The following is a 24,992-nucleotide window of genomic DNA, read 5'->3' on the forward strand; positions in this document are numbered from 1 at the left end:
TGTCATCACTTTGATCAGGTCGAAGACTCCGAATGCTTGGGCAAAGCGGAACAGTAGGGAAATTAGGATTTGGGGCGTCAATAGCGGTAGAGTAATTTGCTTGAAACTTTGCCAGGGTGTAGCACCATCTAGGGCATAGGCTTCGTATAGGTCTTGGGGAATAGACTGCAAGCCAGCTAGGAGCAAAATGCTGATGAAGGGTGTAGTTTTCCAAACGTCTGCGGCAATCACTGCCATCATCGCTGTTGTCGGGTATCCTAGCCAGTTGATTCCGTCTTGAATAATACCTAGACGTAGTAAGATATCATTCCAAACCCCAAACTGGTCATTAAACATCCAAGCCCAGACTAGACCGATCAAAGCAGTTGGCAAGGCCCAAGGCAGGATGGCGATGGTGCGCACAATACCCCTGCCTTTAAAGGTTTGATTTAAAATTAATGCGATCGCAATTCCTAACACCAGTTCCAGAGCAACAGATACTGAGGTAAAAATCACAGTATTCCAGAGACTGTGCCAGAAGCGACCATCCCCCATCATTCGCCCATAATTATTCAGACCAGAAAAGACCGGTTGTAGCTGTGTCCCTAGGTTCTTAGTGAACAAACTTAACCAGAACGAACGCAAAATAGGATAGCCATAGACTAGCAGGAGTAGTAACAATGCTGGTGTTACCAACAGCCACCCTGTCCTTTGCTCCTGTGCTGCTATCGGATCAGTTTTCATTCTTAATTCTTAATTCTTAATTCTTAATTCTTAATTCTTAATTCTTAATTCTTAATTCTTAATTCTACCGACAACAGCCTACGAGTTTCATCAGCTGCTGCTTTCATCATTTTTTCAGCACTGAGTTTGGGATTAGTTAGCACAGCGTTGAGGTACCGTTGTAAAATATCCGATACCTGGGAATATTGGGCAACTGGTGGACGCAACACAGAGCCCTCTAACACCTCTAGCAATTTTGGATAGTAGGGATATTTCTCAACAATCTCTGGGTCTGCAAACAGCTTCCGTCGGGTTGGCAGATAGCCAGTTTCCAGAGTATACCGACGCTGGGCTTTCTCACTGGTGAAATAGTCAATAGCCCTCCAGGCTTCCTCAGGATGTTTGGAAGATTTAGCAATTCCCAAACCCCAACCTCCTAAGCAAGAACCAGGTTTGCCACCAGGACCATGAACCATAGGGCTAATGCCAATCTTGCCTTTGACGTTTGAACCCTCTTGATTTGCTAATGACCAAACATAGGGCCAATTCCTCAGAAATACCGCATCCCCATTTTGAAACAACAGTCGTGTTTCTTCTTCCCGATAGGTAGTGACACCAGGGGGTGAAATCCCTTGTTTGATGGTGCTGCGCAGAAACTCTACAGCTTGAATCGCTTCCGGTTTATCCAAACCCACTTCCAAGGTTTCCGGGTCAACCCAGAAACCACCAAAGCCTGCAAGTATCTCCACAAACATGGCTGACAACCCTTCATATTGACGACCTTGCCAAAGATAGCCCCATTTTGGATCATGGTTTTCCTGCAATTGTTGGGAAATGCTGACCAACTGCTCAAAAGTTTTTGGGGCTTGGAATCCAGCTTGCTCTAGCAAATCCTTACGATAGTAGAGCATACCACCATCGGAACGGAATGGTATGCGGTATAGTTTCCCCTGGTAGCGTCCTGAATCAACTGCTTTATCCAGAAATTCCTTTAAATACTCCTTAGTAACCCGGTCTGATAGGTCTAGTAACCACCCTGCAGCGGCAAATTTAGGAGCCCAAATCACGTCCATGTTAATCAGGTCATAGGGTGAGTTTCCTAAAATGAAAGCCGACGTATAGAGGTCTTCTGTTAAGTCAGAGTTTAATGGTCCTTCGATCAGTTCCATTTGAATATCTGGATTCTCTGCCTCAAAATTCTTGACCAGTAGTTCCTGCCAATAGGAAAATTCCCCCGCTCCCATCAATAGGGTGAGTTTCACAGGGTGCTGGGTCAGTGCTGGTAGTGCCCAAGACTGGGACAGGATCACACTGGCAAGCAGAATTCCCAAAATAATCAGGATTATGACAGGTCTAAGCAGTTTAGTGAAACCTTGGCCTAATTTTTTGCTCTTTGTCATGGGAGAACTGCTATATAGGAATCCTAAATCAATTGTGAGAATTTTTGATCTGAAGTTCCCTACTCCCTACTCCCTACTCCCTGTTCCCTTTGCTATAGACAACCAAGGTCGTCCTGAATCAGCGCGTCGCAGCATTCATCAGTTTACCATCAACTATCCGACTCTGTAGGAGATTCATACAGATCGGCTTTGCTCCGAGCAAAACTATGGGCAAGCTCAGAAGAGCAAAGATAATTGTTGATAACACGATTGGTGTCAGGAAAGATTTATCGAATGTAGATTGGTTCATGATTAAATGCTTACCTTAAACAAGTTCTAGTACTGGTCGTGAACTCAATGGCTAGGTAAAATTACAGGCCCCGTAGCAGGTATTTTCCTGCTTTTTGCTCCGTACACAAATAATCTACCGATCTGGCCAAGAGCAGTCGATAACTAAAAGTTAAGGAAAGTTATGGAGTTGCCCTCGGATTGGACTTAAATCAAACATGAGGTATACCCAATCCCTAACATAACGCAGAGGCGATCGCAAACCCCTGAGCTTCAAACTAGGACAAAACGCTGGCTATAAACCTACTGTTAAAAACCAATGAAAAGCAGACATGATGAGCGTTTTTATTTGGCATTTTTTATTTGGCATTTTTGAGTTTCAATGCCACACAGCGGTACTAGTCATTAAGTTTTACGTAGCTATCCTAAGGGAGTAATTGTGAACGGATCTACAATCCAAAAATTCATCTTGGCACCAGTATTCATTTCCACTACACTCTTTTGTATCTTCACCTTACCTGTAGCCATATTTGGTGAAGAGTCCCTCACCATCCGCATCCAAGATGAACTATTTTTCCATGGTAAGGTCAAGGATGCGGCGGCTCCTTACTTGGGACTAGCGATGTTAATCAGTTTGGGAGTAGGTATATCTAATGCTACTGTAGCTGGGTGGCAGGACTCTTCCCGGAAGTCAGCTACCATTGAGTCTGAGTTAGACACTATCGAGCAAGCTCTTCAGGAAAAGGAAAAGTTAATTCAACAACTACAAGTTTCAACATCCGAGCTGAACACACAGAAGCAACAGAAGCTAGATAATGTGGTTGCTTATCAAGAAGTAAAATTTGCTGATGCTGCCAGCGTACCGATGGCAAAGAAGGTTTCTGGGACCGTGGTCATGGAGAAACCGATAACAGTTATGGAACCGTTAATGGAACCGTTAGTAGTTACCCAGCAACCAGTGCTTGAAAACCTAGGGATATGATGGCAGCAGAGAAACGTAAAAGCTGCAATCTATCAGTTTGCCTCTGCTCAAACTTTCTTAGGCTACACCAAGGGATGCAGTCGGCCAAAGGGTGGAACCCCCATTCGCGATGGCATCAAGAATACTTCTGATGCTTCTGAACCATCCACAAGCATCAGAAATCCTCAAGTTCTGGTGAAAGAAATTGTGCTAGTTGAAGCACTCCAAAGTCAAAACCAAAACCTATCGGCTCAGCTAGAATCTCTCCAAACATCTCTAAAAGCAGCACCCCAAGTCTCTGAGCAAGCTAAAGTTGCAGCCTAGAAAATAAGTAAGCATTCAGCATTCAGCATTCAGCATTCAGCATTCAGCTATTTGGTATCAGCTATTTTGTATCAGCTATTGGCCAAGCTACGGAAACAGCTTTTTAATAAAAGAAGCTGACGGCTGACCACTGACGGCTGACCACTGACGGCACCTCAAGCAGGGTGCGCGTAGCGCATAGGCTGATGGCTGATGGCTAACAAGCTATCAGCAGAACTTTATAGGCGGTCTTTACTTTAAAAAGACCGCCTATGACTATAAGAAGCATGTGATGTTAATTACAGTTAATCACTTTTCAAGTCAGTTATTTTATGACAGTTAATTGTTAATTAGTAATTGGCAATTTTATTTTTAGATATAGCGTTGATCATACTGTTGTTCATGCTTATGAGGTAAATTCAATTTATTTCCCCCTACTCCCTGCTCCCTAAAACCTAATCCCTGCTCCCTAAAACCTAGCATTTTGTACCTCACGACCTTGAAAATTGCTATATTAAACTTTGCTCAGAGGCATTTTCCCATCCTTAACCTCAAGCAGATGTGACCCAGAAGATTGCACTAGCTCAATTTCCAGACCTTCCCGCGCCATAATCGTATTAGAAAACTCCTTAACAGCCTGTTCTCCGATATGGTCCAAAACATCATCATTATGCAGGGGGTCATGATGGAAGATAACCAATTTTTTGGCATTAGCAGCTCGAGCAACATTAATAGCTTCCTGCCAGGTGGAATGTCCCCAACCCATTTTGCTTGATACCTCAGAGTAGTATTCTTCATTAGTGTAGGCAGCGTCGTAAATCATCACGTCCGCATGACGGGCCAGCCGCAGGACATTTTCATCTAAACCCTCTTCGAGATGTTCTGTGTCAGTGATGTAGGCAGCTGAATAGCCTCGCCAGTTAACTCGATAGCCAACGGCTTCACCAGGATGGTTCAAGGGCGCATTTTCTACCGTAATCTCACCAATCTTGACTGTTTCTCCGATCTCAAGGTTATAGAACTTCTTTTTCGATTGCATAATTTGCAAGGGAACTGGAAAATTTGGGTGGGTCATCTGATCAGTTAGACGATTCTCGATGGTCGCACCGTTAGGTGCGCAGGTGCCATAAATATGGAAACAATTCTTTTTAATAAAGGCAGGGGTAAAGAAAGGGAAACCCTGAATATGATCCCAATGAGAGTGGGTAAAAAATAGATGAGCTTCTACCGGCATCTCCTTGAGTAGAGACTGTCCCAAAACTCGCAACCCTGTGCCACCATCAAAAATTAGACGCTCATGACCAACTAGCATCTCTATACAAGGTGTGTTGCCTCCATACCGAACTGTTTCTGGTCCTGGACAGGCAATACTACCTCTGACGCCCCAAAAACGAATAGTGAATAAGTTGTGGGTATTAGACATAATTTTTCCTTGCAGGCTTTTGCAGTTAGTTCATCAGTGACGGCTGACTAAGAGGATGTCAGTGTATGGTAATCCAGGAAGGGGAAAAGGTAAAGCTAGAATAGTCAAGTACCCTTGGCCCAATTCCTATTTACCCTTAGCTTTGATAGCTAGAATTCAAGCACATTGCACAGGAGGCCTTAGCACAAGCGTCAGACTAATAATCACGAAGGATTTCACCTGGATTGTTACTGGTTAGAGGTGATTAGATGACTGAATTACCCTGTTGTGGTAGGGTGTATCCGTTATACAAAGTAGCTCAAGTTTACCAGTATAGTTCATCAATGCTGCTAGCAAGTACTTCTTATTCCTATGATTCCCAAAAGCGTAGCAATATTTACCTGAATGTGTTGTAGGTTACACAACCAAAGTATGTGATCAAAATCACATACTTGGCAGTGGTACCAGAGGAAAACTACACCTGACATAGATTCCCCCTCGGAGGTATGATCAACAGAAACCAGATTAATCACCAATGACCAATCAAAAGATAGTTGTCAAAGTCGGCACATCTAGTTTAACTCAACCAGCAACAGGTCAGTTGGCTCTATCTACCATTGCTGCCCTAGTGGAAACCCTGACTCGGCTGCGTTCTGAAGGTCATCAAGTGGTACTGGTTACCTCTGGCGCTGTGGGGATTGGCTGTGGGCGACTGGGGTTAACATCACGACCTAATACACTCCCTCTCAAACAAGCGATCGCAGCGGTTGGTCAAGGACGGCTGATGCGGATATATGATGACTTATTTAACAACCTCAACCAACCCATTGCTCAGATTCTCCTCAGCCGCCGAGATTTTGTACAGCGTAGTTGCTATGTTAATGCCTATGCTACCTTTCGGGAACTACTCCAGCTGGGGGTGATCCCAGTGGTGAATGAAAATGATACTGTAGCCGTAGATGAACTGAAATTTGGCGATAACGATACCCTTAGCGCCCTAGTAGCTAGTTTGATTGAATCGGATTGGTTGTTTTTACTAACTGATGTGGATAGACTTTATTCAGCAGACCCCCGTAAGGTACCAGATGCTGAACCGATTATTTCAGTCAACAGCATTGAGGAGTTAACTGAACTAGAGGTACAAGCTGATGACTCAGGCTCTGGTTGGGGCACTGGTGGGATGGTAACCAAAGTTGCTGCTGCCCGAATTGCTACTAATGCTGGGGTTAGAACTGTAATCACTGAAGGACGATGTCCGGATAACATTGAAAGAATTTTACAGGGAGAATCCCTGGGCACCCAGTTTGCACCCCAAGCTCAAGCCAATAAAGCCCGCAAACACTGGATTGCTTACAGTTTAGTGCCAGCCGGGAAACTTTATCTTGATCATGGAGCGCTCAAGGCAGTTTATGATGGGGGCAAATCTCTCTTAGCAGCTGGTATCACTGCCATAGAAGGGGATTTTCGCTCCTCAGATGCGGTAGAGCTATGTGATAGCAATGGTAATGAAATTGCTAGGGGATTGGTGAATTACAACAGTAATGAATTACATAAGATTCGAGGTCATAAATCCGAACAAATCCTAACTATTTTGGGTTACAAGGGGGCAGAAACTGTGGTTCATCGGGATAATTTGGTACTGATGAATTAGGGAGTAGGGAGTAGGGAGTAGGGAGTAGGGAGTAGGGAGTAGGGAGTAGGGAGTAGGGAGTAGGGAAAAAATCTTGTGTACCTGATAGCTATCATAAACGCTATATAGCGGTGTTTTGAGGATAGTTTTAATTCGTGGCTGCCTTTTTTGCTGATTCTACCCAACTATCAAAGAGTTCCTGGTTTTTATTCACCCATTCTTCGGCATGGCGGCGAATATCTTTTGGGCTACTTTCACCATCTTGTACCAGTTTTTGTTGAGCATTCACATCCTCAATCGGAACCGTAATCAACTCAAACAGGCGTTTGGCAGCTGGATTAGCTGCTAAAAATTTCTTGTTTGCCATCACCCGAACTTGATCGACAGCAAAACCGACATTTTTTCCGTCAACAGTAGTATCTTTTTCTGTTATATTTTCCTGTTCTTTAGGTAGTGAAAGAAAAGGAACCTCTAATCTAATGGTATCTTCTCCTGGCTTTAATACTGTCACTGACCAGTGGGGACTATAGCTATAAAATAAAATCGGTTGTCCTTGTTTATAGCGACCCAATGTGGCGGCCAAGAGAACATCATAGTTGCCTTGGTCATGTTCAACGATATCGCGCAACTTGTAAGCATCGAGCTGATGTTCAATTACCAACTCACACCCCCAACCTGGATTACAACCAGTTAAGTTAGCTTTGCCATCTCCATCAGAGTCAAAAAGCTTGGCAATCTTGGGGTCTTTTAGTTGTCCCAAATTAGTAATTTTGTATTGTTCAGCAGTTTTTTTATCTATCTGATAGCTTTGCAAACCATCAGCAATAATTACCCCCACCTTTTCTAATTTTTGGTCACCACCGTTTTGTAAAAAGAATTTTTTGTGTATATTTTGCCAATGAACACTGTAGAAATCCACGTCTCCATTGCTGACAGAAATGTGTGCCAGGGGAATACTAAGTTGTTTTATTGCTGCAGGTTTATAACCAACTTTTTCCAATCCAATATTGATGATTTCGGAAACAAATAAGGCATAGGTGGAAACGGAGGATGCAGAACGGACCTTTACTCCTTTACCTGCTGTGGATTGACTCCCATTTGGGGTCTGTGCTCCACAGGCGATTAAACTGAAGCATAAAGCTGCTGCTAAAATAGCACAAATAAATTTATTAATTTTCCTGATGGTCATTTCTTTGATTCTATTTGATCAGTTGCTCTGGAGATGTTACAGCTAGATTTTCCATGAAATTCTGGTAAGGCGCAATGCTGACTACGGACCATAGGGTGGAATGGGCATGTTGGTGGCATGGGCATCTTGCCTGTTTCATTTCCGGGCGGGCATCCTGCCCACTCTACTGCTATTGATTCGCGCAGCGGGCATCCTGCCCACTCTAGCGGGCATCCTGCCCACTCTACTGCTATTGATTAGACCTCTTGCAAAAGTATTTTTCTGATAGTATTTACGTCAATTCTTGTCCACTGTTCCCAGATCCGCTGTTCCCTGTTCCCGACAACTGCCGCGAAGTCTAATCAAGAAAATCATGCTTTCTCTGCGTGTCTTGCTTTCTGTTCCTGGAGTTTTGCCCACAACGCTTCTCGACCGGGTTTAGGGGGCATTGTTGCAATGCGAGCAAAGTGTTCTCGATTCCGCTCTTCCCAATACTGTCGGTTTTCCTGTTCCTCCTGCAAAATAGTTTCATACTCTGCTTCGACTTGGCTACGATTGTCTTCAATGTATGACAGCGCAGCGCTTACTTGTTCCTTACTTAGGTTAAGAACATCGCCAATAAACTTGGGTGGATACTGAGCCGTGACATAATCCATCACATCGTAGAGGGTGATGCGTGTTCCGGCAATGGTTAATCCCCATTCTGTGCGTATTACTATAGCTGTCTTGCTATTAGAAACTGGAGCCATATCCATCGCTTCCTTAATGTATCTCTATTTTACGGAGTGTTGGGCGGCTGTGGTTACCTTGGTGCTTTACGCCAACCATTTGCGATCGCTTCTGACTCCGTGCAAAACCACCTTTCTCCCTTGGATGGATCGATAACTGTCGATTCATAATCTTCCATGGCTGGAAGATGATACAACTTTTTGCCTGTTGTGACGGAAATATTGCCTTTTATCATACATCCTGGCTTCGTACTCGATGTGATTGGTGAGGGACTCGATGTGATTGGTGAGGGAGAACGACTAGGACTGAACTCGATTGTAAACAATGCCATAGCAACTATAATTACGAGACCAAGAACGGTTTCGAGTAAACTTCTTTTCCTCGGTTTTCTTTTAGTTGGCAAAGGTCGAGGTGCAACACCTTGAATGGAGGCTCTGGCAGCGCGTATTTTGCCATCGGGTTCAGCAACTTGCTCGTATAAAATCCTATCTCCAACCTTTGGGCGACGACTTGCTCCTTTCAAAGCACTGATATGTAAGAAAACGTCTTTACCACCATCATTGGGTTTGATGAAACCAAAGCCTCTATCGTCTTTCCAGGTTATCAGTTTTCCTTGATGTAGAACAGGTTTCATATAACAGTCTCATGATCATGTGCATCATCTTTGAGTTTTACCAAATGCCACGTGCTTAAAGCATCCCCTCCTAGCCCGTGAACAAACACCACGTCTGCACTCGGCAATAAGTCCTGATGGCTTGAGATTTCAATCAAGCCCGTTAAATTACTCAACGATTAGCCTCCAGTTAATTATATAGCATTAACTACCAGATGCCTGAAACCCAATCTCGATTTATTTTAACACAGGAAAATATAGGGAGTCGGGAGTCGGGAATCGGGAGTCGGGAGTCGGGAGTCGGGAGCAAAAATTATCACAATTTATTACTTTATCGATTTAATATTTCCGTTGCTATCGATAAAACTACTCCAAAAAAACGCGATTGACCATAGGTCACGCTACGCGATCGCTAACTAATATTTCCTATTTTTCCTGTTCCCTTTTACCTGTTTTTTGTTTTTTTTATTACATAACCCTACATTTTATTTAAATACCTTATCCTAAAAAAAATCTAAAAATTTTTGACAAATTAAATTATAATAGTTATGTTTATATTTATATAATAACAACTAATTGTTAACTATGTCCGACAACTTACGCCCTAACCCAGAAAACAATCGTGAGGAGATAAATCCTAGTAATACACCTCAGTAACCTTCCCAAAAAAAATACCCGATTAAGCACATTTTGAAAGGCTCCCGCCAGGCAATAATCAACACCATGCATACCCTTTATGCACGGGGTTACGCCCAAATTGACGAGTGGAGCCCCCTTCAGCCAACTGAAATTCCTGGCGAATTCATGACGGTAATGACAAAATACTTAATGCTGGGTTAAGGGCTTAAATTTTGGGGGGGTTTCCCCCCCTGGCCAAAGGCCAATCACATCGGATCACGTCCGGATGGGTTTACAAAGTTGAGACATAAGTAACAATTCCTAGCCGTGGAACATAGTTCTGCGGCTACTTTTTTTGGGGTTAGTAAGTTGAAGGTTAGTAAGTTGAAGGTTAGTAAGTTGAAGGTTAGTAAGTTGAAGGTTAGTAAGTTGAAGGTTAGATGGTTGAAGGTTAGTAAGTTGAAGGTTATTTGCTTGAAGGTTAGATGGTTGTTCGCCTTTGGCGTTCGAGTAGGGTAGGTTTAAGGTTATGATGTTGTAGGTTATTAACAGGCTCAGCTGATCAACACAAGACCTCTTGAGGTGATCAACAAGTGTTCTATTGTGATTAATCCTTGGTGGGCAGTGCCTAGCAACCCGATGGCAAGCACATCAATCTGTCTGTTGCACTGCCCACCCTACATCTACTTAATAAAATTCTCCCCATCTCCCCTACTCCCTACTCCCCATCTCCCCATCTCCCCATCTCCCCACACTTCCCCTATTCCCTATTCCCTGTTCCCTGTTCCCTGTTCCCGATTCCCTACTCCCTGTTCCCTGTTCCCTACTCCCTACTCCCTCCGATAACAACTTTCAAAAATGAGAAAATACATCACTACTTTATTGCTGTTGCTAACATTATCCTTTGCCTTTGCTCCTCCCGCTGTTGCTTTCTCCTACTGCCGCACTAAGAATAACAACCGGATTTGCATCCTTAGCATCAAGCGGAGTGCTAAGTATCTATGGGAATATCGAGCATCAGTTAGTGTTAATGGCGTTGCTACTCCTATAGAAATATATAATTGTCGCAATCGCATTAGAGTTAAGAAAGACAGAACTGTTGTACTATTTCAACACAATGGTCCAGGGGAACTTATCTGTAGTATTTTGAAAAAATAGTTATAGGAAAGGGAATCGGGAATCGGGAATCGGAAATCGGGAATCGGGAATTGGGAATCGGGAACAGGGAACAGTGATAATAGTTGACTATTTCAGTACTGAAATTGATTGTTATAGTAGTCGAAGGAAAGGTTAAGATATCTTTCGACTCCCTACTCCCTACTCCCTACTCCCTACTCCCTACTCCCTTAGCTAATCAAAATTGCAATTTATATCTAACTTGTACCTCATTAAACACGTAGTCGTAACTCAATTCAACTGAGGAAGTTTCGCCCAAATCATAAACGGCATCGAAGGTTGGGTAAACCTGTAAATCAGCTAAACCGATGGATCTCCCGACATTACTGACTTTTTCTTCAACAGTAAATAAAATATCTTTGATAATTGGTCGAAGAACATACTGAGTAATCACTAACTCAGCTATTTCTCGTTCGTTGCTGTTAGCGATAGTTTCAAATTGGGTAATAAAACTGTTACCGAGCAGAGCGATAATTCCACTTTCACTCCGGGGAGGAGTACTGGTTAAGGTGACAATGGGAGAAAATAGAAACGCCTTGTCTTCACTATTAGCTATAGCTTCGCCATAAACACATTCAGCAAGCTGTTGGAATTGTTGCCGAGACAAGATGGTTGTTTTTGAACCAAGTTTAGCTAGTCCACTATCTTGTCCACTAGTAACAATTTGTTGATCAGCACAATAATCTTTCTCTCCTCCTAGGGCAAGGATTTGACTAGTTTGACCTTTGATGGCGAGGGTTATCTTCACTTGGTCGGGTCGAGAAGAACGCAAGACATTTTCAAGGATTTCGTTATCAATCCGTCTTTGACGTAAGGCACCAGAAGGCTCAAACGCTATGGTGTTAAACTTAAGATCTAAATTGGGATTGAGTAATCCCTGTTCTGGTACAAATACAATGGTGTTATTGTACCGCCTGTCTGCAACAAATTCGGTTTCTAATACATCAACTTCCCCACGTCCTAGCTTAATTGTTCCCAATCCTTTTAAGTTTTGGAGATTGCCATTGATAGGACCGTTGAGGGTTAAATCACCAGCTAGTCGAAAATCATATAGGGGAAACTGTTGGACTCTTAACTCATTTACCAAATTTACCTGAAAGTTATTTAACCTAGGCACAAACAGATTATTGATTCTACTACGTACTAATGAGGGAGTCTGATTAGACCTATTCTTAACAGTTTTTTCGTCACTTGTTTGGGTTTTGGTTTCCTGTATTTTGGGGATAAAAGCTTGCCCATTGTCTAAGTTAATGTTTCCTCCAATAACTGGACGCAATGCTGAACCAGTAATCACGACATTACCGGCTACTCCCCCTTCATATAGCCCTGCTAACTTTAGGTTATCTTTAGGAATTTTCAGGGTTAGGGGATTGGAGTAATTTGTTGTATTCGACGCTATCCTATTTGACACTATCGGCAATTTCCCAGACAGGGAGAATCCAATCCCTGCTAGGTCACCTTCGAGAGTTTTTTGACCTTCTTTATCTGGATAGTTTACTACTTCCAAGCGTTGCTGATCTAACTTAACCTTGCCTACAACATTGAGAGTAAAGTCATCCTCCAGGAGCTTGGTTTTGATAGTACCATTCTGGATATTAACCTCAGATGTTCCTGATAAGTCTTTAATTTTGATACTATCTGCTAACTCCAAACGTCCACTAACATCCAGTTCTATATCAGCTGTTCTATCCTCTCCATTCACCCATGCCACTTGTTCTTGAGTCACTACACTAAGGAGTGCCATGGCTGGAGTTGCCAGCTTGAGGTTGATATCTATGCGATCGCTATTGGGTTTGGGGGGAAAGGGGACGTTACCAGACAGTTGTAGATAATCTGGTTTGTTGGTATCAAAGTCAAGACGAGAATCAACATAGTCGAAAGTCACCTCAATATCATCTAGAGAGGTATCATTGACAGTGCCATCTACAACAGCGACTTGGCCATTGGTAACTTCGGGATTGGTGAGACTACCCCCCAGCTCGCCTTTGGCATTTAAGTTACCTGCAATCTCAAAGGGAATAGTGACAAAATTGCTTGCTAAGTTGCTAACGGTCTCTAGAGATAAATTCTGGAGGAGGAAGTCTCCTGAGTTGGTTTCTTGGGCAAGCTTTCCTTGAAATGCTAAGACTGTTTCGCCCAATTCCATTCGGGCTGGCTGCACAGTAATTAGACCTTGGTCGTAACTTCCTTTAGCAACCAATTGGTTGATCACAATAACTTGATTGGGGGAATTAGCATACCACTGCCAGTTGTTGCCCTCGACATTAAAATTGACTTTAGGATTAGTCAAGATACCAGCAACAGCAATTTCCCCAGTATACTTACCTCGAATATCAAAATTAGTGAGGAGTGTATTAGGATCGAATTGGTTAGCGACAGCGTCGTCTTGGGCATTAATTTTAGCAAACCGTTGTAGGAGAGTAGCTAGGGAGCCTGCTGGTATAGTAGGGAATGGTCGTAATTGGTCAGCTTTGCCAGATTTATTGTTGCCAATGTTATCACTAGAGGAATTAGTAGTAGAGGAATTAGTAGTTTGGAATCTTTGGACGATGTCGATAATATCAACACGTTTGACAATAGTCAGGATGTCTTCAATATAGGCTTCTGGAATAGTAAGCTTGCCGTTTATTTCTTGAGACTTGAGATTAAATCGACCATTTTTGAATAAATATCGACTGTTACCCAAGATTAAAGCAGCTGATGCGATCTGGGCAATGTCATCTTGATAGGAGAAGTTAGCACTAACTTGTTTAGCGTTGATTTCTCCTACAGCAAGTTGCTTAATGTCGATAGTATTACGACCAGAAGTTTCTAGGGTGAAAAGATTCAGGTTTGCTTGCCCTGTTACGTCACCTTCTAATCTACCGGGAATACCATAGTTTAAACCAGGAGTGAGATTAAGGATAGCTAGGGATAAATTCTTGATCTGAGCCCTTAAGTTATCTCCCCGGCGTACTCCTGTGATCAGAATCGGGAATTTTGACCCTTTTCCCTGTTGGAGTGTAAAGGATGCGGGCAGGTAGGGAGCAAGACAGTCTTCTCTAGTACAGGGTTGGAGGCGAGTTGCGATCGCATCTTTCTTTCCTCGTAAATCTATGGCTAATTCTTGTCCTGGCGCAACGGTTACTGGCCCAGCTAACACTGGCTCAAAGGTTAAGTCGTTAACCTTCAAATTCGATAGCTGTAGATTCCCCGTCAGATTCAAATTCCCAGGTAGAAAGGGGGCTGAGAGTAAATTTTTTCCTTGGATGCGACCGTTCAAGTCAGCTTGACCGTTGACCTGAATTTGATACCCTGGGGAAATTTGCTCCAAAGGTAACCGACTCAATAGCAGGTTATAGGGTAATCTACTGAGATCAGAATCAACCTCTAGGTTTAGATCAGTGCCCATCTCCCATGGCATCTGACTAGGATTAGTTTTGGTGAGATGGGACAGTAGGATTACTCCTTTAGCATTAAAGGATTGTTTTGGCAACTGTAGCGATAAAGTATTTGCTTTGATGGTAGCAATAGCACCAGGATTGAGCAAGGGATTGAGGTTTCCGGATAAATTCAGTTGACTGTTCAGCGGTCCTAGCTCTAGTTTTTGGTTACCCAGCTGCGGTAATAACTGACTAACCAGTAAGGAGGAATCAAGATTAGTAGTATTGATGGCAGCTTGCCATAGACCGTTGCTGAGGGTGCTATTTAGGTTAAGTTTCCCTTGGGCTATTACTCCGTTAAGGTCTGCTTGTAGGTCAGTCTGATTCAGTATAGTTGGGGGGTCTAGGGTGTTAAGTCGGCTCTTTAACTTAACTTTCCCCCCGATTTGGGTGTCGATAGAGCTTGGAAAGTTAGCCAACGCCATTTGGGATGCGATTTCCCCTACATCCAGGCTGTTTGCGATCGCATCCGCAGTCAGCACCCCAGAGCTTAACTGACCGATAGCATTAACGTCACCACCACCTACACCTAGGTTTCCATCAAAGCTAGCCTGAATTGGCTTGAGTAGGTCGAGGTTAAATGACGAGCCGAAAGCCAGTAGAGACTCTAAAGAACTAGAAAGCTTAGCGTTACCTGACTTGAGAGCTATCGGTAGAGTTAGATTAGGAATACTATTACTCAAGTTAATTTGACCAGCTAATGCATTAACATCTAGATTTCCTGAATTTAACTGGCCTTTCGCCTTAACTTGACCATCAGCCACCCCTAAGTTTCCCTGAAAATTGGCCTTAATAGTATTGAGGCTGTTGAAGTCCTGATTCAAGCCAGAAGCGAGCAGAGATGCCAGGCTTCCGGAAAGATTAAGCTGACCTGACTGTAGCGCTACTGGTATGGTCAAATTAGGAACTAAGGGATTGAGCTTAATTTGACCAGCTAATGCATTGACATCTAGATTTCCTGAATTTAACTGGCCTTTCGCCTTAACTTGACCATCAGCCACCCCTAAGTTTCCCTGAAAATTGGCCTTAATAGTATTGAGGCTGTTGAAGTCCTGATTCAAGACAGAGGCTAGCAGAGATGCCAGGGTTACGGAAAGATTAAGTTGACCTGACTGTAACGCTACTGGTATAGCCAAGGTGGGAACTAGGGGATTGAGCTTAATTTGACCAGCTAATGCATTAACATCCAGATTCCCTGAATTTAACTGACCTGTCGCATTCACCTTACCCCCACCCACCCCGAGCAACCCATTAAAATTGCCATCGATAGTATTCATCAGGCTATTGAGGTTGGGAGTTGAGCTAGAGGAGAGCAGAGACTCCAGGGAACCAGAAAGGTTGATTTTGCCAGAATCTAAACCAATCGGTAAACCCAACTTGGGCACTACCTTATTCAGTTGAATTTTAGAGGCTCTGGCCTCCAATTCCACCATGCCTCGATTTACCTGACCTGTAGCCTTAACCTTACCCCCTTCTACCCCCACCTGCATATCTCCGGTTGCCTCAATAGATTTAGGAGAAAAGGATTTGAGACTACCAGAGAGGTTGATTTTTCCTTGGGTCAACTGTCCCGACAGGGGTAAGAAGGGGTCTAGAGGCACAGCGTTAGCCACTACAGTAGCTTCCCACTTACTGGTTTTAAGGTTTCCTGTACCCGTGGCAGTAATTGTCCCTTTACCGACCTTGACCTGGGTGTTACGCAGCAAAATATTCTGATTGAGCAACAGGAGTTCTCCAGCACCAGAAACCCCGATATCCTTTGAAGATGAAGTGGATAGGGCTGGTGCTTCCCAAATTAGACTCCCTTGGGGGTTTTGAGTGTTTCCTCTAATGGTAGCTTGGGCGTTAAGCTTGCCCAGGGTAATCTGAGATGGCAGCTTATAGGGAGATGCAATCGCATCCACCGGAAGGGCAGCGATAAAATCGAACGCTAGGGGCATTCCCTGAGGTTTAGTTTCCCCTTGCTGGTCACTAGCCAGTCTTACTTGACCACGCCCAGTAATTTTCCCACCGGCCTCAGGTCTTACTAAGAAATCCGTCAAGACCACTTGGGAAAAATTCCCAGCGAAGTCAGCCTGAATCTGAGCCAACTTAACCTTGTCGATAGTGGTCACTTTAGTATTCCTTAGTTTGCCAGTCACCTCTGGCATGTCAATCGGACCGGTAATCGATAAGTCTGCTGCCATTTCCCCATCTACTGGCACTGGGGATTTCACCGGAACAGTTTTCAGCAGTTTCGCCAAGCTAAAGGGCGTGAGCTCAACATTCAGGTCAAACCCTTTTTTCCAACCAACTTCACCAGATACCAACGCCTCAAGTGCGCCATAACTCCCCTGAGTTTTTTCCAAGCGCACCCGGTCTCCCTCGAAAAGCAGTCTAGCGTTAGCCTTCACTGGTGCGGTCAAAGGCTTTACTTGCAACTGAATCCCTTTAAAGTCAGCCTTACCGTTGACATCGGGGATGTCCTTGATCGAAGGCAGGGAAATATTCAGTTTGGCATCTAATTCACCAGATTGGAGATTAGCTGGGATATTGGGAATAACCGCTTTGATTAATGGCATCAGCTCCGCCAAGGCCAAGTTTTGGACGTTGACCCTAGCTTGAGTTTGCCCAGTTGTCAGCAATGTGTTTCCCTTCAGTTTGGTCTTACCCTCAGCAATAGCCGTTGTGATGTTATACCTGAGACGCTTATTGTTGTCGGATAACCCAGCAGTAGCATCAAGTCTGACTTTGAATGGATTAGTCTGACCATAGGGTAAGAGGGCAATTTTACCATTCCAAACCCGCACCTTAGCATCAAAATCAATCGGAGGAGAGAAGGAATTATCGAAATTCAAGTCTTTTAAATTAATCCATTCCCCATTCGCCTCTTGTTGGGCATACACATCCACATGTACCAAGTTAATGGTGACAGGCAAAGGGCGTTTTAGAAGCAAAGGCAAGGGATTAAAACCTACTTTGATCTTTTTGATAGCCACATGGTCAGGGTCAGTGGTGGTAGCTGGGATAGAGGATGCTCCCAACTCTAGGCTAGTCAGGTATAGGGCTTTCAGTTGTCCAACCCGTACATCTCGCTGGATAACCTTACTCAGTTCAGTTTCAATCCAGCCAGGTAAGTTTTGGTATAGCCACATCCTAACCCCAAAATATCCCACCAGACCAATGGTCAGGGAGATCATGGCAAAGGTAATAGTAGAGGGGCGTTTTCCCCATTGCAGTACAGTGGCTACAGCACTCCGGCTTTGATTTCCCTTTGGTTCAGGGGGAGGATTTTGGGAAGGCTTGGTCATATCCGAATATCAGGATGATTAGAGGATTTGCTGAAAATTATTCCAGATCAGCTGCAATATATTCCGGAAATTGACTGATACAGGGTAGCTAAAATTTTATAGGAATCTGAAGATAGGGTGATCGGCTAATGGGGAGAATTTATGATGGGTTAATCGGGTTTTTGAGCTGCTAGCCCTGAAACGCTACTATAAATTTAAATACAGAAACGCAAGACCATGCGATCGCGCTTAGTGCCCAGTAGTACCCTTAGGGATTAGGTAAGCTATCAGCTATCAGCTATCAGCTATCAGCTATCAGCTATCAGCTATCAGCTATCAGCTATCAGCTATCAGCTATCAGCTATCAGCTATCAGCTAATGGGTCACAGGCTAGAAGCCTGTGCCACGCTACTAGATCGGTACTTTTGAATAAAATAACCTGACGGCTGACGGCTGACGGCTGACGGGATTAGTTTGACGTACTACTGATGATTGGGTTCCTCGAAGTTCACTCTCGTCGAGTACACAACATCTTAAACTTGGGTAAATCGAATCGGTAGATAGTGTCCGGTCAAACACATCTCAATTTGAAAAAGTTTTTTCTAGGAGGATATGAATGACATCCTATGCAGCCTCTTCTGCTAGAGCAGAAATGAGTGAACTCCGACGACTAAAAACCTTACTACCACCAGAGCTACAAAGCTGGGTGATGGTGGAAGGGTCCACAGAAGTCAATCCCCCCTTGGTTCGTTGTGAAGAACTGGGTTCAGACGAGGTGGAAATTCAAATTGACCTAACTAAATGGGAGCAGCTCGCCCTTGACCAGCGTAACCTCCTGTTTTGGCATGAAGTTGCCCGGATTCAAAATGACACAATTCCTAAAGAAGGCTGGGAAATGGCAGCCCTAGCCATTGGTTTAGGGGGTGCTGTCGGGGAACTGTGGGTACAAGATGGCTTACTGCTGCTGTTGGCCTTAGCCCTATGCGGAGTCTCAGGTTGGCGACTGTATCAAAAAAACAATGGGGAGAAAAACCTCAAATATGCCATCGAAGCTGACGAAAAAGCGATCGCACTTGCCACTCGCTTCGGCTATACCCTACCCAATGCCTACAAGAGTCTAGGCAGTGCCTTGAAAACCTTAATTGAAATTACCCCTAGTCGTCGTCTACGGCGCAGATACGAAGACCGGCTCTCTGCTCTCAAACGCAGTGCTGCTAAAGCCAAAGCCCAAGCCCAAGCCAAGCGAGAAGGCACAACAATGTAGTGTGATGTCTAGGCAAGACTTAACTGTTGGTTGATGGTTGATGGTTGATGGTTGATGGTTAACTGTTGATTGTTAACTGTTGTTTGTTCACCTTCAACCAAATAACCTTCAACCCAAATAACCTACCCAAAGGGAACGCCAAAGGCGAACAACATTTTAGAATTAAGAATTAAGAATTAAGAATTTAGAATTCTACATTCTGCATTCTTCATTCTACATTCTGCATTCTGACAAACAACCTACCCAAAGGGAACCCCAAAGGCGAACAACCTTCAACCAAATAACCTTCAACCAAAGAATTTTCAACCAAATAACCTTCAACCAAAGAATTTTCAACCAAATAACCTTTAACCAAATAACCTTTAACCAAATAACCTTTAACCAAATAACCTTCAACAAACCCCTAAAGCTGACCGATCATTTTATGGGTCTGAGGGAGCACCCGTACCTGCTTAAGAAAAAGCTTCATTAAAGCCTGCCAAGCCAGAACCTGCTCCGGAGTAGGAGCAACTATTGGTTGCCCAGACCCCTCCACCGGAGTCACTGGTTGCAGAAATACTGGAATTTCCGGGCTAACCGCTGCTACCAAATCGGCAGATTGTTCCAACTCCGTGGGGTCAGTGTGGCAATCAATAATTAACTTGACAAATACCTCCACTGATGAATTGTGGCACAGCTTGAGAAATTCCTTGTGAGCAGCCCATCTGTTCTCTCCACTCACACTGGGCAACTTGATATCCATACCCACTGAGTCCAAATAGGGCAAAACCATTGCCATCTCTTGAGGACGATGACCGCCAGTTTCTAGGTAAATGGGCAATCCAGTTAACTGTCGTAGCTCAGGCAGAAATTCCACCAGAAAAGGAGTATGAAGTAAAGGTTCACCCCCAGTCAAGCTAATGCTATCGTGCAATCGATGTTTATTTTGTCTGTCAACCCATTTCAGTAGCGATCGCAAGGGGACTGGATTTGGATAAGTTTCAAAATCACGCTTACCGGGAGTATGTTCCACCTGGCATTGAGGAGGGACAGCCCAGGTATGGAAACTGTCACAGAAATGACATCTTAGATCACATAGGGCAAACCGGATAAAGATCTGACGAGTGCCAACATTTAGCCCTTCTCCTTGAATCGCAGAAAAAACTTCGATCAGGCGGGCAGTTGCTTGATTCCCACAGAGCATATTCACATTTTAAAAGATTTCATGATATATGACTAAATTTTTGCAGAATCGTAGGGTTCTAGGACAAAATAATGGTCAATACTATAGGTTAGAATCTAGCGGTTTTTTTTCTATGATGGTTGATTCAGTCAATAGCAACAATTTCCAGGTAGTGTTCTCACAAGATACTCCCGTGGTGGAATTACCCACTCGTGTCAGTGTACTAGAAGCTGTGGAGTTTAAGCAACTATTCCAGCAGCTTCTCCAAAAAATACCTCTGCCTGAAACAATCATATTTGATTTTCACCAGACTAATTTTATCGATAGCAGTGGTATCGGTGCATTAGTGAGTAATCACAAAAGTGCCCTAGAGCAAGGGGTTAAAACGTTGCTTAAAAATGTCACTCCCCAAGTCATGTCTGTATTGGTCATAACAGGACTAGACCAAAGGTTAGCTATAGAACCATCAGAGAATATTACCACACTAAGCACCAACAAATCAGTAAATCACTTACCAACAACCCATCCCTCCGTTAGATCTCCGGTGAAGCGATTAATCGATATTGTGGGTGCAATCTTGGGTTTGGGAATTACTGCTATTTTGTTTATTCCCATTGCCCTTGCGATTAAGCTAGATAGCCCTGGTCCGATTTTTTTTGGTCAAATCCGTTGTGGTTGGATGGGAAAGCGGTTTCGGATCTGGAAATTTCGCTCCATGTGTGCTAACGCTGAACAGCTAAAAGAGAAAGTTAACAATCAAGCTGATGGCAAAGTTTTTAAGAATGAGAATGACCCCAGAATCACCAGAGTGGGCCATTTTTTACGGAAAACCAGCTTGGATGAACTGCCTCAGTTCTGGAATGTTCTGAAAGGGGAGATGAGTTTAGTAGGTACAAGACCACCAACACTCAATGAAGTAGAAATCTATGAAGTGCCGGAGTGGCAACGTTTAAACGTAAAACCGGGTATCACTGGTGAGTGGCAGGTGAATGGACGCTCAAAAATCCGTAGTTTTGAGGATATCATTGAAATGGACTTAAAATACCAACATCACTGGAGCTTAGCCCATGATATCAGACTGATCTTCAAAACTATCCTGGTGGTGGTTCGTAAAGATGGAATGTAGTTTTATGGTTAGATGAGTTTGGACCAATCACCTTCGCCCCTAGTGGCGAAGGTGATGGCAATTGATCAGATGCCAGCCTAGCTTACCTTAGAATCGAAAACTATTTTTTAAGAAACTATCACAATAGACCTCTTGCCAAAGTATTTTTCTGATGCTGTCTTTCTCAATTCTTGTCCGCTGATCCGAAGTTACCTTGTCCGAAGTTCCCGACAACTGCCGCCAAGTGTAATGCCATAGACCGTGTAAACACCAGAATTTTTAAAAGTACCATCAAATTCGATCAATTTAGGCTAATATAGTGGTTCCCACTAGACCGATCTGCATCGACATGATCATCGTAACCTCCGTGTTGCAGAAGAGTCATTGTTGTTTTTATCTTACAAAATAGTGGTGCTTATTAATAAAACCTGGAAACTCAGTCGGTTAATGTGCAATGGCAAACCGCTTCGAGAATCTCGTCTAATGGTCCAAACAGACTTGAGTGAAGTCAAAGATGTATTACAGTGGTTTGAGGAATTCACTTCTGACCTACTGCCTCAGCAATTTTGGCAGCAGTGTCAAATTGCTTTGGTGGAAGGCTTTACTAATGTAGTACGCCATGCTCATCGACATTTACCTAAAACTACAGTAATAGAGCTGGAGCTAAAGTTATTTACTGATGGATTAGAAATGCGGCTTTGGGACTATGGACAGCCTTTTGATTTCCAATCCAAGCTGGAATCCCTCTACCAAGAGGACTATGACCCTTTAGAAAAAGAAGGAGGTAGAGGGTTGATGTTTATGAATCAGCTGACAGACGAAGTTTCCTACCAACGTCTGTCTGACCAACGTAATTGTCTACTAATGCGTAAATGGTGCTAGATTTCCGCTGCGGCGCGTTCAATTAAGCTACGCGCCAGACTTTGAATGCCAGTGTGTTCGTAATAGTTAGTAGACATATCCAGAAAAGCGGCCAGATAGTCTAACTTGTCATCAGAAAACTCAATAAAACTTTGCAAGTTATTAGCGATTTGTTCTGGGGTCACACCTCGGTCAGTAACGAAATCACTCATCCATCCTTTCACCGATTCAAAGCTTTCACCAATAAAGCTGAGCTTGCTCTGGGAATCATCCCCAGGAATCGCATCCTGGATCCCTTTGAAACTCCCACTGTCTTCCAACTCGTTGGGAGTTAGACGCTCTAGAGTTGACTGTACTCCCATGATAAAGTCAGGACCAAGGGGAATCAGGCCATCAAAACAAACCAGCGCTGCCATACGCATTATAGATGCGCCACCATAGTCACCTAAGGCAGCCACAAAGTCACCAATGCTATCTCCAGGCAGACCATTAATTTGGCAAAAGCCGATCAATTCCCCTACCACTTTGATCGACAGATCAATGGTTTGGGCTTTGTCAGCTTTCGGAGTCAAGCTGTTCAAGAAACCCAACAAGGGAATTTTTTCACCAACCTTGTTCGCTAAAGCTGCTGCCCCCAACGCCGTACCAGTGCTATCAATGGTTTGGTAAATCCACAGCGCTCGTTGGTAGCCCTGGGAGCGGTCATTGAACAGATAGACGGCGCGATCGCCAATTTCCTGAATTACCTCTTCGTCTTCTTCACCAGTGATCCCACGAATGGTATTTTCAAATCCCACTAAATTTTCCCACTCTCCAGGCACAACAAAGTCTAGAGACTTCAGCGCCGAGATGGTCATATTCTTCGTTGGCAGATCATCAACGATTTCATAAATTGGTTTGCTCACACTCAGACTCCTTTACAATCTGATACCTTCGAGTCATTAGTCTTTGGTTATTAGTCCTTGGTTATTAGTCCTGAGTGACCAACACCGAGTCTGATCGTAGCTACTGATGGTAGTTACTGATAACTAATGACTGATGACTAATGACCTACTTACTTGTAATTCTTGTGATTCTTGTGATTGAGGATGGTTATTCCCCATTCACCTTTTTCCTTGTAGCATTTTATTTACTTAAGTCGGGAAAGACCACTCAGGTTAAATTTTGCTAACCAGGCTTTGCGATCGCTAGCAGTAAACGACGGATTTCGGGATTGGATCTTTACCTGGTAGCGCTTACCGACCAAAATAGCGGTTTGAGTTGAACCAATTTCCCGGGCTGGATAACCAGCAATGGTTTGACCACTTTGCTGATATTTGGCAGCAGTGGTAGGAGTGCTGCTGGTATCAGAAATTGAGAGCACTGCCACCTCAGTGCCATTTTTCTTCAACTTGGCTTGAGCAAAGCCTTTTTTCTCCTGGGTATAGACTCGTTGATAACCGCCCCCTGATGGTGGGAAAAACTTGTTGAATTGAGACCCTTGAGTGGCATTCTTGGCAACAGCCTGACCACTTCTAGCCTGGCTGCTGGCCTGTTGTGCCTGGTCAAAACGAGAGGGGGCTTTTTGAGCGCAGGATGTTACCAGCAATAATATGCTGAGTAACATGGTCGCTAAAATTGTCTTTACACGAGACATGGTCATCGTTTTCTCCTTGAATGATGTATGCTGCTTACTTAGCGAGACTATCTAGGGGAAACCTTACCAGAGCTATCTACAGGTGCGACCCGTGGCGAATTTAATTCTTAATGGGGAAAGCGCACCTAACAAAGATTTCCCAAGTGCCCCATGGCTTCGTCAAATACGTGACCATTGACACTCCCCGGCCTGTTCGCGTAGCGTCGGGCAAAGCCCGAAAGGCGCGGGGATTCCTAGATCAACGAGTCACCTTAAACCGTTGTGTTCCAATCTTTGACTCCGCCAAAAATTAGACAATATCTAAACCAAAAACCCGTCAAGACCAAGTTTCTAGTCAGCTCACAACAGACCCAGCGGGCAATTCTCGCGATTGCGTTTGACTACTTAATAGGAAGTGCCTTAAAAAGTCCGTTTCTCTTCCTTTTCGTCGGGTTCCGGTGTGCCCCACCGTACCGTGTTATCTTAAAGCGTGATTTTTGCTGGGTTCACACACCAACGGTTAATTGATGATTGGGTTTTTAAGGAGGACTTTCCCTACCCTCCGAGCATTACTTCTTCTAGGTCGATAAGTTACGGGTCTCTCTCCCGGCTCAGCCTACGGTTTTTCAGCCTGTACTCATGTTTTAATTATACCCTGGCGCTAGATAAGTGTCAACTAAAAGCCGTCCTAGAAGGACGGGGCTTTAAACCCAGAATTTTTGGTAACAATATCCCACTCTCGGCCTAAAACCACTACCTCCTTCTGGTGTTGAGCAACTGGTCACAACATTCTGCCAAGGTGTACTCGCTGCTTTGTAGACGAAGTCCAAAGCTGAAACACCTGCCAAAGCCATCCTAGAAAATTGTAGTCAATACTCTGCAAAATGGGGAATAGGGAATAGGGAATAGGGAGTAGGGAATAGGGAGTAGGGAATAGGGAGTAGGGAATAGGGAGTAGGGAGCAGGGAACAGCGGATCTCGGAATAGTTAAAAAATTATGTGTACCTCATAGCTATGAACAACGCTATACAATTCGACGCAGCTTGGAAAGGAGATTACTTATTTTTTGTAAATCTACTTTGTCGATTGCATAATGAATTTTAATGAACATATTTATATCATGTCGGGATAATTACCCTTAATAAAAATCTCCCCATCTCCCCATCTCCCCATCTCCCCATCTCCCCATCTCCCCATCTCCCCATCTCCCCATTTCCCCATCTCCCCATCTCCCATCTCCCCATCTCCCCACCCTCCCTCTAATTATGGGTATTCAACCTGACTTGATATTACTTCCTTTGCCATCCGTAAAAATTCTGAAATAA

At 43.8% G+C, this 24,992-nt stretch carries 23 protein-coding genes and 1 pseudogene; 12 read left to right on the forward strand and 12 right to left on the reverse strand.

What is annotated here, in order from left to right; all coding sequences use genetic code 11:
• Both F6K51_RS26815 and F6K51_RS26820 read right to left on the reverse strand, forming a co-directional pair.
• The coding region (locus tag F6K51_RS26815; RefSeq protein WP_293025874.1) for a sugar ABC transporter permease at positions 1 to 723 on the reverse strand (723 nt) is incomplete at its 3' end.
• 44 nt (positions 724 to 767) lie between these two features.
• Positions 768 to 2,102 carry an ABC transporter substrate-binding protein gene (locus tag F6K51_RS26820; protein ID WP_293025876.1) on the reverse strand — a complete coding sequence of 445 codons (1,335 nt, stop codon included), beginning with the start codon at positions 2,100 to 2,102 and terminating at the stop codon, positions 768 to 770.
• Positions 2,103 to 2,136: 34 nt separating this feature from the next.
• On the opposite strand from F6K51_RS26820, the gene F6K51_RS26825 reads away from it, so the two are divergent.
• The 3 genes from F6K51_RS26825 (at position 2,137) to F6K51_RS26835 (ending at position 3,654) form a co-directional block, all read left to right on the forward strand.
• Entirely contained in the window at positions 2,137 to 2,271 is a 135-nt protein-coding gene (locus F6K51_RS26825) for a hypothetical protein (RefSeq protein ID WP_293025878.1), read from the forward strand.
• 537 nt (positions 2,272 to 2,808) lie between these two features.
• On the forward strand, positions 2,809 to 3,351 hold the full coding sequence (locus tag F6K51_RS26830; protein WP_293025880.1) for a hypothetical protein: 543 nt from the start codon (positions 2,809 to 2,811) through the stop codon (positions 3,349 to 3,351).
• A 174-nt stretch (positions 3,352 to 3,525) separates the two neighbouring features.
• Positions 3,526 to 3,654: a hypothetical protein gene (locus tag F6K51_RS26835; RefSeq protein ID WP_293025882.1), complete on the forward strand. Its 129-nt coding sequence runs from the start codon at positions 3,526 to 3,528 to the stop codon at positions 3,652 to 3,654.
• 493 nt (positions 3,655 to 4,147) lie between these two features.
• Here F6K51_RS26835 and F6K51_RS26840 read toward each other — a convergent pair whose 3' ends face one another.
• Positions 4,148 to 5,056 carry an MBL fold metallo-hydrolase gene (locus F6K51_RS26840; protein ID WP_293025884.1) on the reverse strand — a complete coding sequence of 303 codons (909 nt, stop codon included), beginning with the start codon at positions 5,054 to 5,056 and terminating at the stop codon, positions 4,148 to 4,150.
• Between the two features lie 514 nt (positions 5,057 to 5,570).
• On the opposite strand from F6K51_RS26840, the gene proB reads away from it, so the two are divergent.
• Positions 5,571 to 6,686 (forward strand): glutamate 5-kinase, encoded by a 1,116-nt coding sequence (gene proB, locus F6K51_RS26845; RefSeq protein ID WP_293025886.1) that lies wholly within the window; start codon positions 5,571 to 5,573, stop codon positions 6,684 to 6,686.
• Between the two features lie 127 nt (positions 6,687 to 6,813).
• Here the strand turns inward: proB and proX are convergent, their stop codons facing one another.
• The 4 genes from proX to F6K51_RS26865 all read right to left on the reverse strand — a co-directional run bounded on the left by proX (position 6,814) and on the right by F6K51_RS26865 (position 9,196).
• The gene (gene proX / locus F6K51_RS26850; protein ID WP_293025888.1) at positions 6,814 to 7,854 is read right to left on the reverse strand and encodes a glycine betaine/L-proline ABC transporter substrate-binding protein ProX; all 1,041 of its coding nucleotides are present in this window, start codon (positions 7,852 to 7,854) and stop codon (positions 6,814 to 6,816) included.
• A 10-nt stretch (positions 7,855 to 7,864) separates the two neighbouring features.
• Positions 7,865 to 7,993 carry a hypothetical protein gene (locus F6K51_RS26855; RefSeq protein ID WP_293025890.1) on the reverse strand — a complete coding sequence of 43 codons (129 nt, stop codon included), beginning with the start codon at positions 7,991 to 7,993 and terminating at the stop codon, positions 7,865 to 7,867.
• Between the two features lie 211 nt (positions 7,994 to 8,204).
• Positions 8,205 to 8,582, reverse strand: coding sequence for a DUF433 domain-containing protein (locus F6K51_RS26860; protein ID WP_293025892.1), 378 nt, complete (start codon positions 8,580 to 8,582; stop codon positions 8,205 to 8,207).
• 53 nt (positions 8,583 to 8,635) lie between these two features.
• Positions 8,636 to 9,196, reverse strand: coding sequence for a cold shock domain-containing protein (locus F6K51_RS26865; RefSeq protein ID WP_293025894.1), 561 nt, complete (start codon positions 9,194 to 9,196; stop codon positions 8,636 to 8,638).
• A gap of 564 nt (positions 9,197 to 9,760) precedes the next feature.
• Here F6K51_RS26865 and F6K51_RS26870 point away from each other — a divergent pair.
• From F6K51_RS26870 to F6K51_RS26885, 4 genes and pseudogenes are all read left to right on the forward strand, one after another.
• Positions 9,761 to 10,015 (forward strand): annotated as a pseudogene (locus F6K51_RS26870) (hypothetical protein).
• 381 nt (positions 10,016 to 10,396) lie between these two features.
• A complete protein-coding gene (locus F6K51_RS26875; RefSeq protein WP_293025896.1) occupies positions 10,397 to 10,639 on the forward strand; it encodes a hypothetical protein in 243 nt (80 codons plus the stop codon).
• A gap of 12 nt (positions 10,640 to 10,651) precedes the next feature.
• Positions 10,652 to 10,951, forward strand: a complete 300-nt coding sequence (locus F6K51_RS26880) for a hypothetical protein (RefSeq protein ID WP_293025898.1) — start codon at positions 10,652 to 10,654, stop codon at positions 10,949 to 10,951.
• An 83-nt stretch (positions 10,952 to 11,034) separates the two neighbouring features.
• Positions 11,035 to 11,193 (forward strand): hypothetical protein, encoded by a 159-nt coding sequence (locus F6K51_RS26885; RefSeq protein WP_293025900.1) that lies wholly within the window; start codon positions 11,035 to 11,037, stop codon positions 11,191 to 11,193.
• Here F6K51_RS26885 and F6K51_RS26890 read toward each other — a convergent pair.
• The gene (locus tag F6K51_RS26890; protein WP_293025902.1) at positions 11,148 to 17,681 is read right to left on the reverse strand and encodes a translocation/assembly module TamB domain-containing protein; all 6,534 of its coding nucleotides are present in this window, start codon (positions 17,679 to 17,681) and stop codon (positions 11,148 to 11,150) included. The two genes, F6K51_RS26885 and F6K51_RS26890, sit on opposite strands and share 46 nt — an antisense overlap.
• A gap of 595 nt (positions 17,682 to 18,276) precedes the next feature.
• Here F6K51_RS26890 and F6K51_RS26895 point away from each other — a divergent pair.
• The gene (locus F6K51_RS26895; protein ID WP_293025904.1) at positions 18,277 to 18,924 is read left to right on the forward strand and encodes a DUF3318 domain-containing protein; all 648 of its coding nucleotides are present in this window, start codon (positions 18,277 to 18,279) and stop codon (positions 18,922 to 18,924) included.
• A 403-nt stretch (positions 18,925 to 19,327) separates the two neighbouring features.
• Here the strand turns inward: F6K51_RS26895 and F6K51_RS26900 are convergent, their stop codons facing one another.
• Positions 19,328 to 20,107, reverse strand: a complete 780-nt coding sequence (locus tag F6K51_RS26900; protein WP_293025906.1) for a 7-carboxy-7-deazaguanine synthase QueE — start codon at positions 20,105 to 20,107, stop codon at positions 19,328 to 19,330.
• 115 nt (positions 20,108 to 20,222) lie between these two features.
• On the opposite strand from F6K51_RS26900, the gene F6K51_RS26905 reads away from it, so the two are divergent.
• Positions 20,223 to 21,212: a sugar transferase gene (locus tag F6K51_RS26905; protein ID WP_293025914.1), complete on the forward strand. Its 990-nt coding sequence runs from the start codon at positions 20,223 to 20,225 to the stop codon at positions 21,210 to 21,212.
• A gap of 390 nt (positions 21,213 to 21,602) precedes the next feature.
• Positions 21,603 to 22,073, forward strand: a complete 471-nt coding sequence (locus F6K51_RS26910) for an ATP-binding protein (RefSeq protein ID WP_365940245.1) — start codon at positions 21,603 to 21,605, stop codon at positions 22,071 to 22,073.
• Here F6K51_RS26910 and F6K51_RS26915 read toward each other — a convergent pair.
• A complete protein-coding gene (locus F6K51_RS26915; RefSeq protein WP_293025908.1) occupies positions 22,070 to 22,957 on the reverse strand; it encodes a hypothetical protein in 888 nt (295 codons plus the stop codon). The genes F6K51_RS26910 and F6K51_RS26915 overlap by 4 nt on opposite strands.
• A gap of 224 nt (positions 22,958 to 23,181) precedes the next feature.
• Positions 23,182 to 23,694 (reverse strand): hypothetical protein, encoded by a 513-nt coding sequence (locus tag F6K51_RS26920; protein ID WP_293025910.1) that lies wholly within the window; start codon positions 23,692 to 23,694, stop codon positions 23,182 to 23,184.
• 104 nt (positions 23,695 to 23,798) lie between these two features.
• Between F6K51_RS26920 and F6K51_RS26925 the strand changes: the two genes are divergently transcribed.
• On the forward strand, positions 23,799 to 23,981 hold the full coding sequence (locus F6K51_RS26925; protein WP_293025911.1) for a hypothetical protein: 183 nt from the start codon (positions 23,799 to 23,801) through the stop codon (positions 23,979 to 23,981).
• Positions 23,982 to 24,785: 804 nt separating this feature from the next.
• Here the strand turns inward: F6K51_RS26925 and F6K51_RS26930 are convergent.
• On the reverse strand, positions 24,786 to 24,911 hold the full coding sequence (locus F6K51_RS26930) for a hypothetical protein (RefSeq protein ID WP_293025913.1): 126 nt from the start codon (positions 24,909 to 24,911) through the stop codon (positions 24,786 to 24,788).
• Positions 24,912 to 24,992: the final 81 nt, after the last annotated feature.

This window comes from Moorena sp. SIO3I8 (assembly GCF_010692325.1).
Lineage (GTDB): Bacteria > Cyanobacteriota > Cyanobacteriia > Cyanobacteriales > Coleofasciculaceae > Moorena.

What these genes read in the sequence shown, in the direction of transcription:
- F6K51_RS26820 (WP_293025876.1), bottom strand. Translation starts at nt 2,102, where the DNA reads ATGACAAAGAGCAAAAAATTAGGCCAAGGTTTCACTAAACTGCTTAGA.
- F6K51_RS26840 (WP_293025884.1), bottom strand. Translation starts at nt 5,056, where the DNA reads ATGTCTAATACCCACAACTTATTCACTATTCGTTTTTGGGGCGTCAGA.
- proB (WP_293025886.1), top strand. Translation starts at nt 5,571, where the DNA reads ATGACCAATCAAAAGATAGTTGTCAAAGTCGGCACATCTAGTTTAACT.
- proX (WP_293025888.1), bottom strand. Translation starts at nt 7,854, where the DNA reads ATGACCATCAGGAAAATTAATAAATTTATTTGTGCTATTTTAGCAGCA.
- F6K51_RS26855 (WP_293025890.1), bottom strand. Translation starts at nt 7,993, where the DNA reads ATGAAACAGGCAAGATGCCCATGCCACCAACATGCCCATTCCACCCTA.
- F6K51_RS26860 (WP_293025892.1), bottom strand. Translation starts at nt 8,582, where the DNA reads ATGGCTCCAGTTTCTAATAGCAAGACAGCTATAGTAATACGCACAGAA.
- F6K51_RS26865 (WP_293025894.1), bottom strand. Translation starts at nt 9,196, where the DNA reads ATGAAACCTGTTCTACATCAAGGAAAACTGATAACCTGGAAAGACGAT.
- F6K51_RS26880 (WP_293025898.1), top strand. Translation starts at nt 10,652, where the DNA reads ATGAGAAAATACATCACTACTTTATTGCTGTTGCTAACATTATCCTTT.
- F6K51_RS26890 (WP_293025902.1), bottom strand. Translation starts at nt 17,681, where the DNA reads ATGACCAAGCCTTCCCAAAATCCTCCCCCTGAACCAAAGGGAAATCAA.
- F6K51_RS26895 (WP_293025904.1), top strand. Translation starts at nt 18,277, where the DNA reads ATGACATCCTATGCAGCCTCTTCTGCTAGAGCAGAAATGAGTGAACTC.
- F6K51_RS26900 (WP_293025906.1), bottom strand. Translation starts at nt 20,107, where the DNA reads ATGCTCTGTGGGAATCAAGCAACTGCCCGCCTGATCGAAGTTTTTTCT.
- F6K51_RS26905 (WP_293025914.1), top strand. Translation starts at nt 20,223, where the DNA reads ATGGTTGATTCAGTCAATAGCAACAATTTCCAGGTAGTGTTCTCACAA.
- F6K51_RS26920 (WP_293025910.1), bottom strand. Translation starts at nt 23,694, where the DNA reads ATGACCATGTCTCGTGTAAAGACAATTTTAGCGACCATGTTACTCAGC.
- F6K51_RS26925 (WP_293025911.1), top strand. Translation starts at nt 23,799, where the DNA reads ATGGGGAAAGCGCACCTAACAAAGATTTCCCAAGTGCCCCATGGCTTC.
- F6K51_RS26930 (WP_293025913.1), bottom strand. Translation starts at nt 24,911, where the DNA reads ATGGGGAGATGGGAGATGGGGAGATGGGGAAATGGGGAGATGGGGAGA.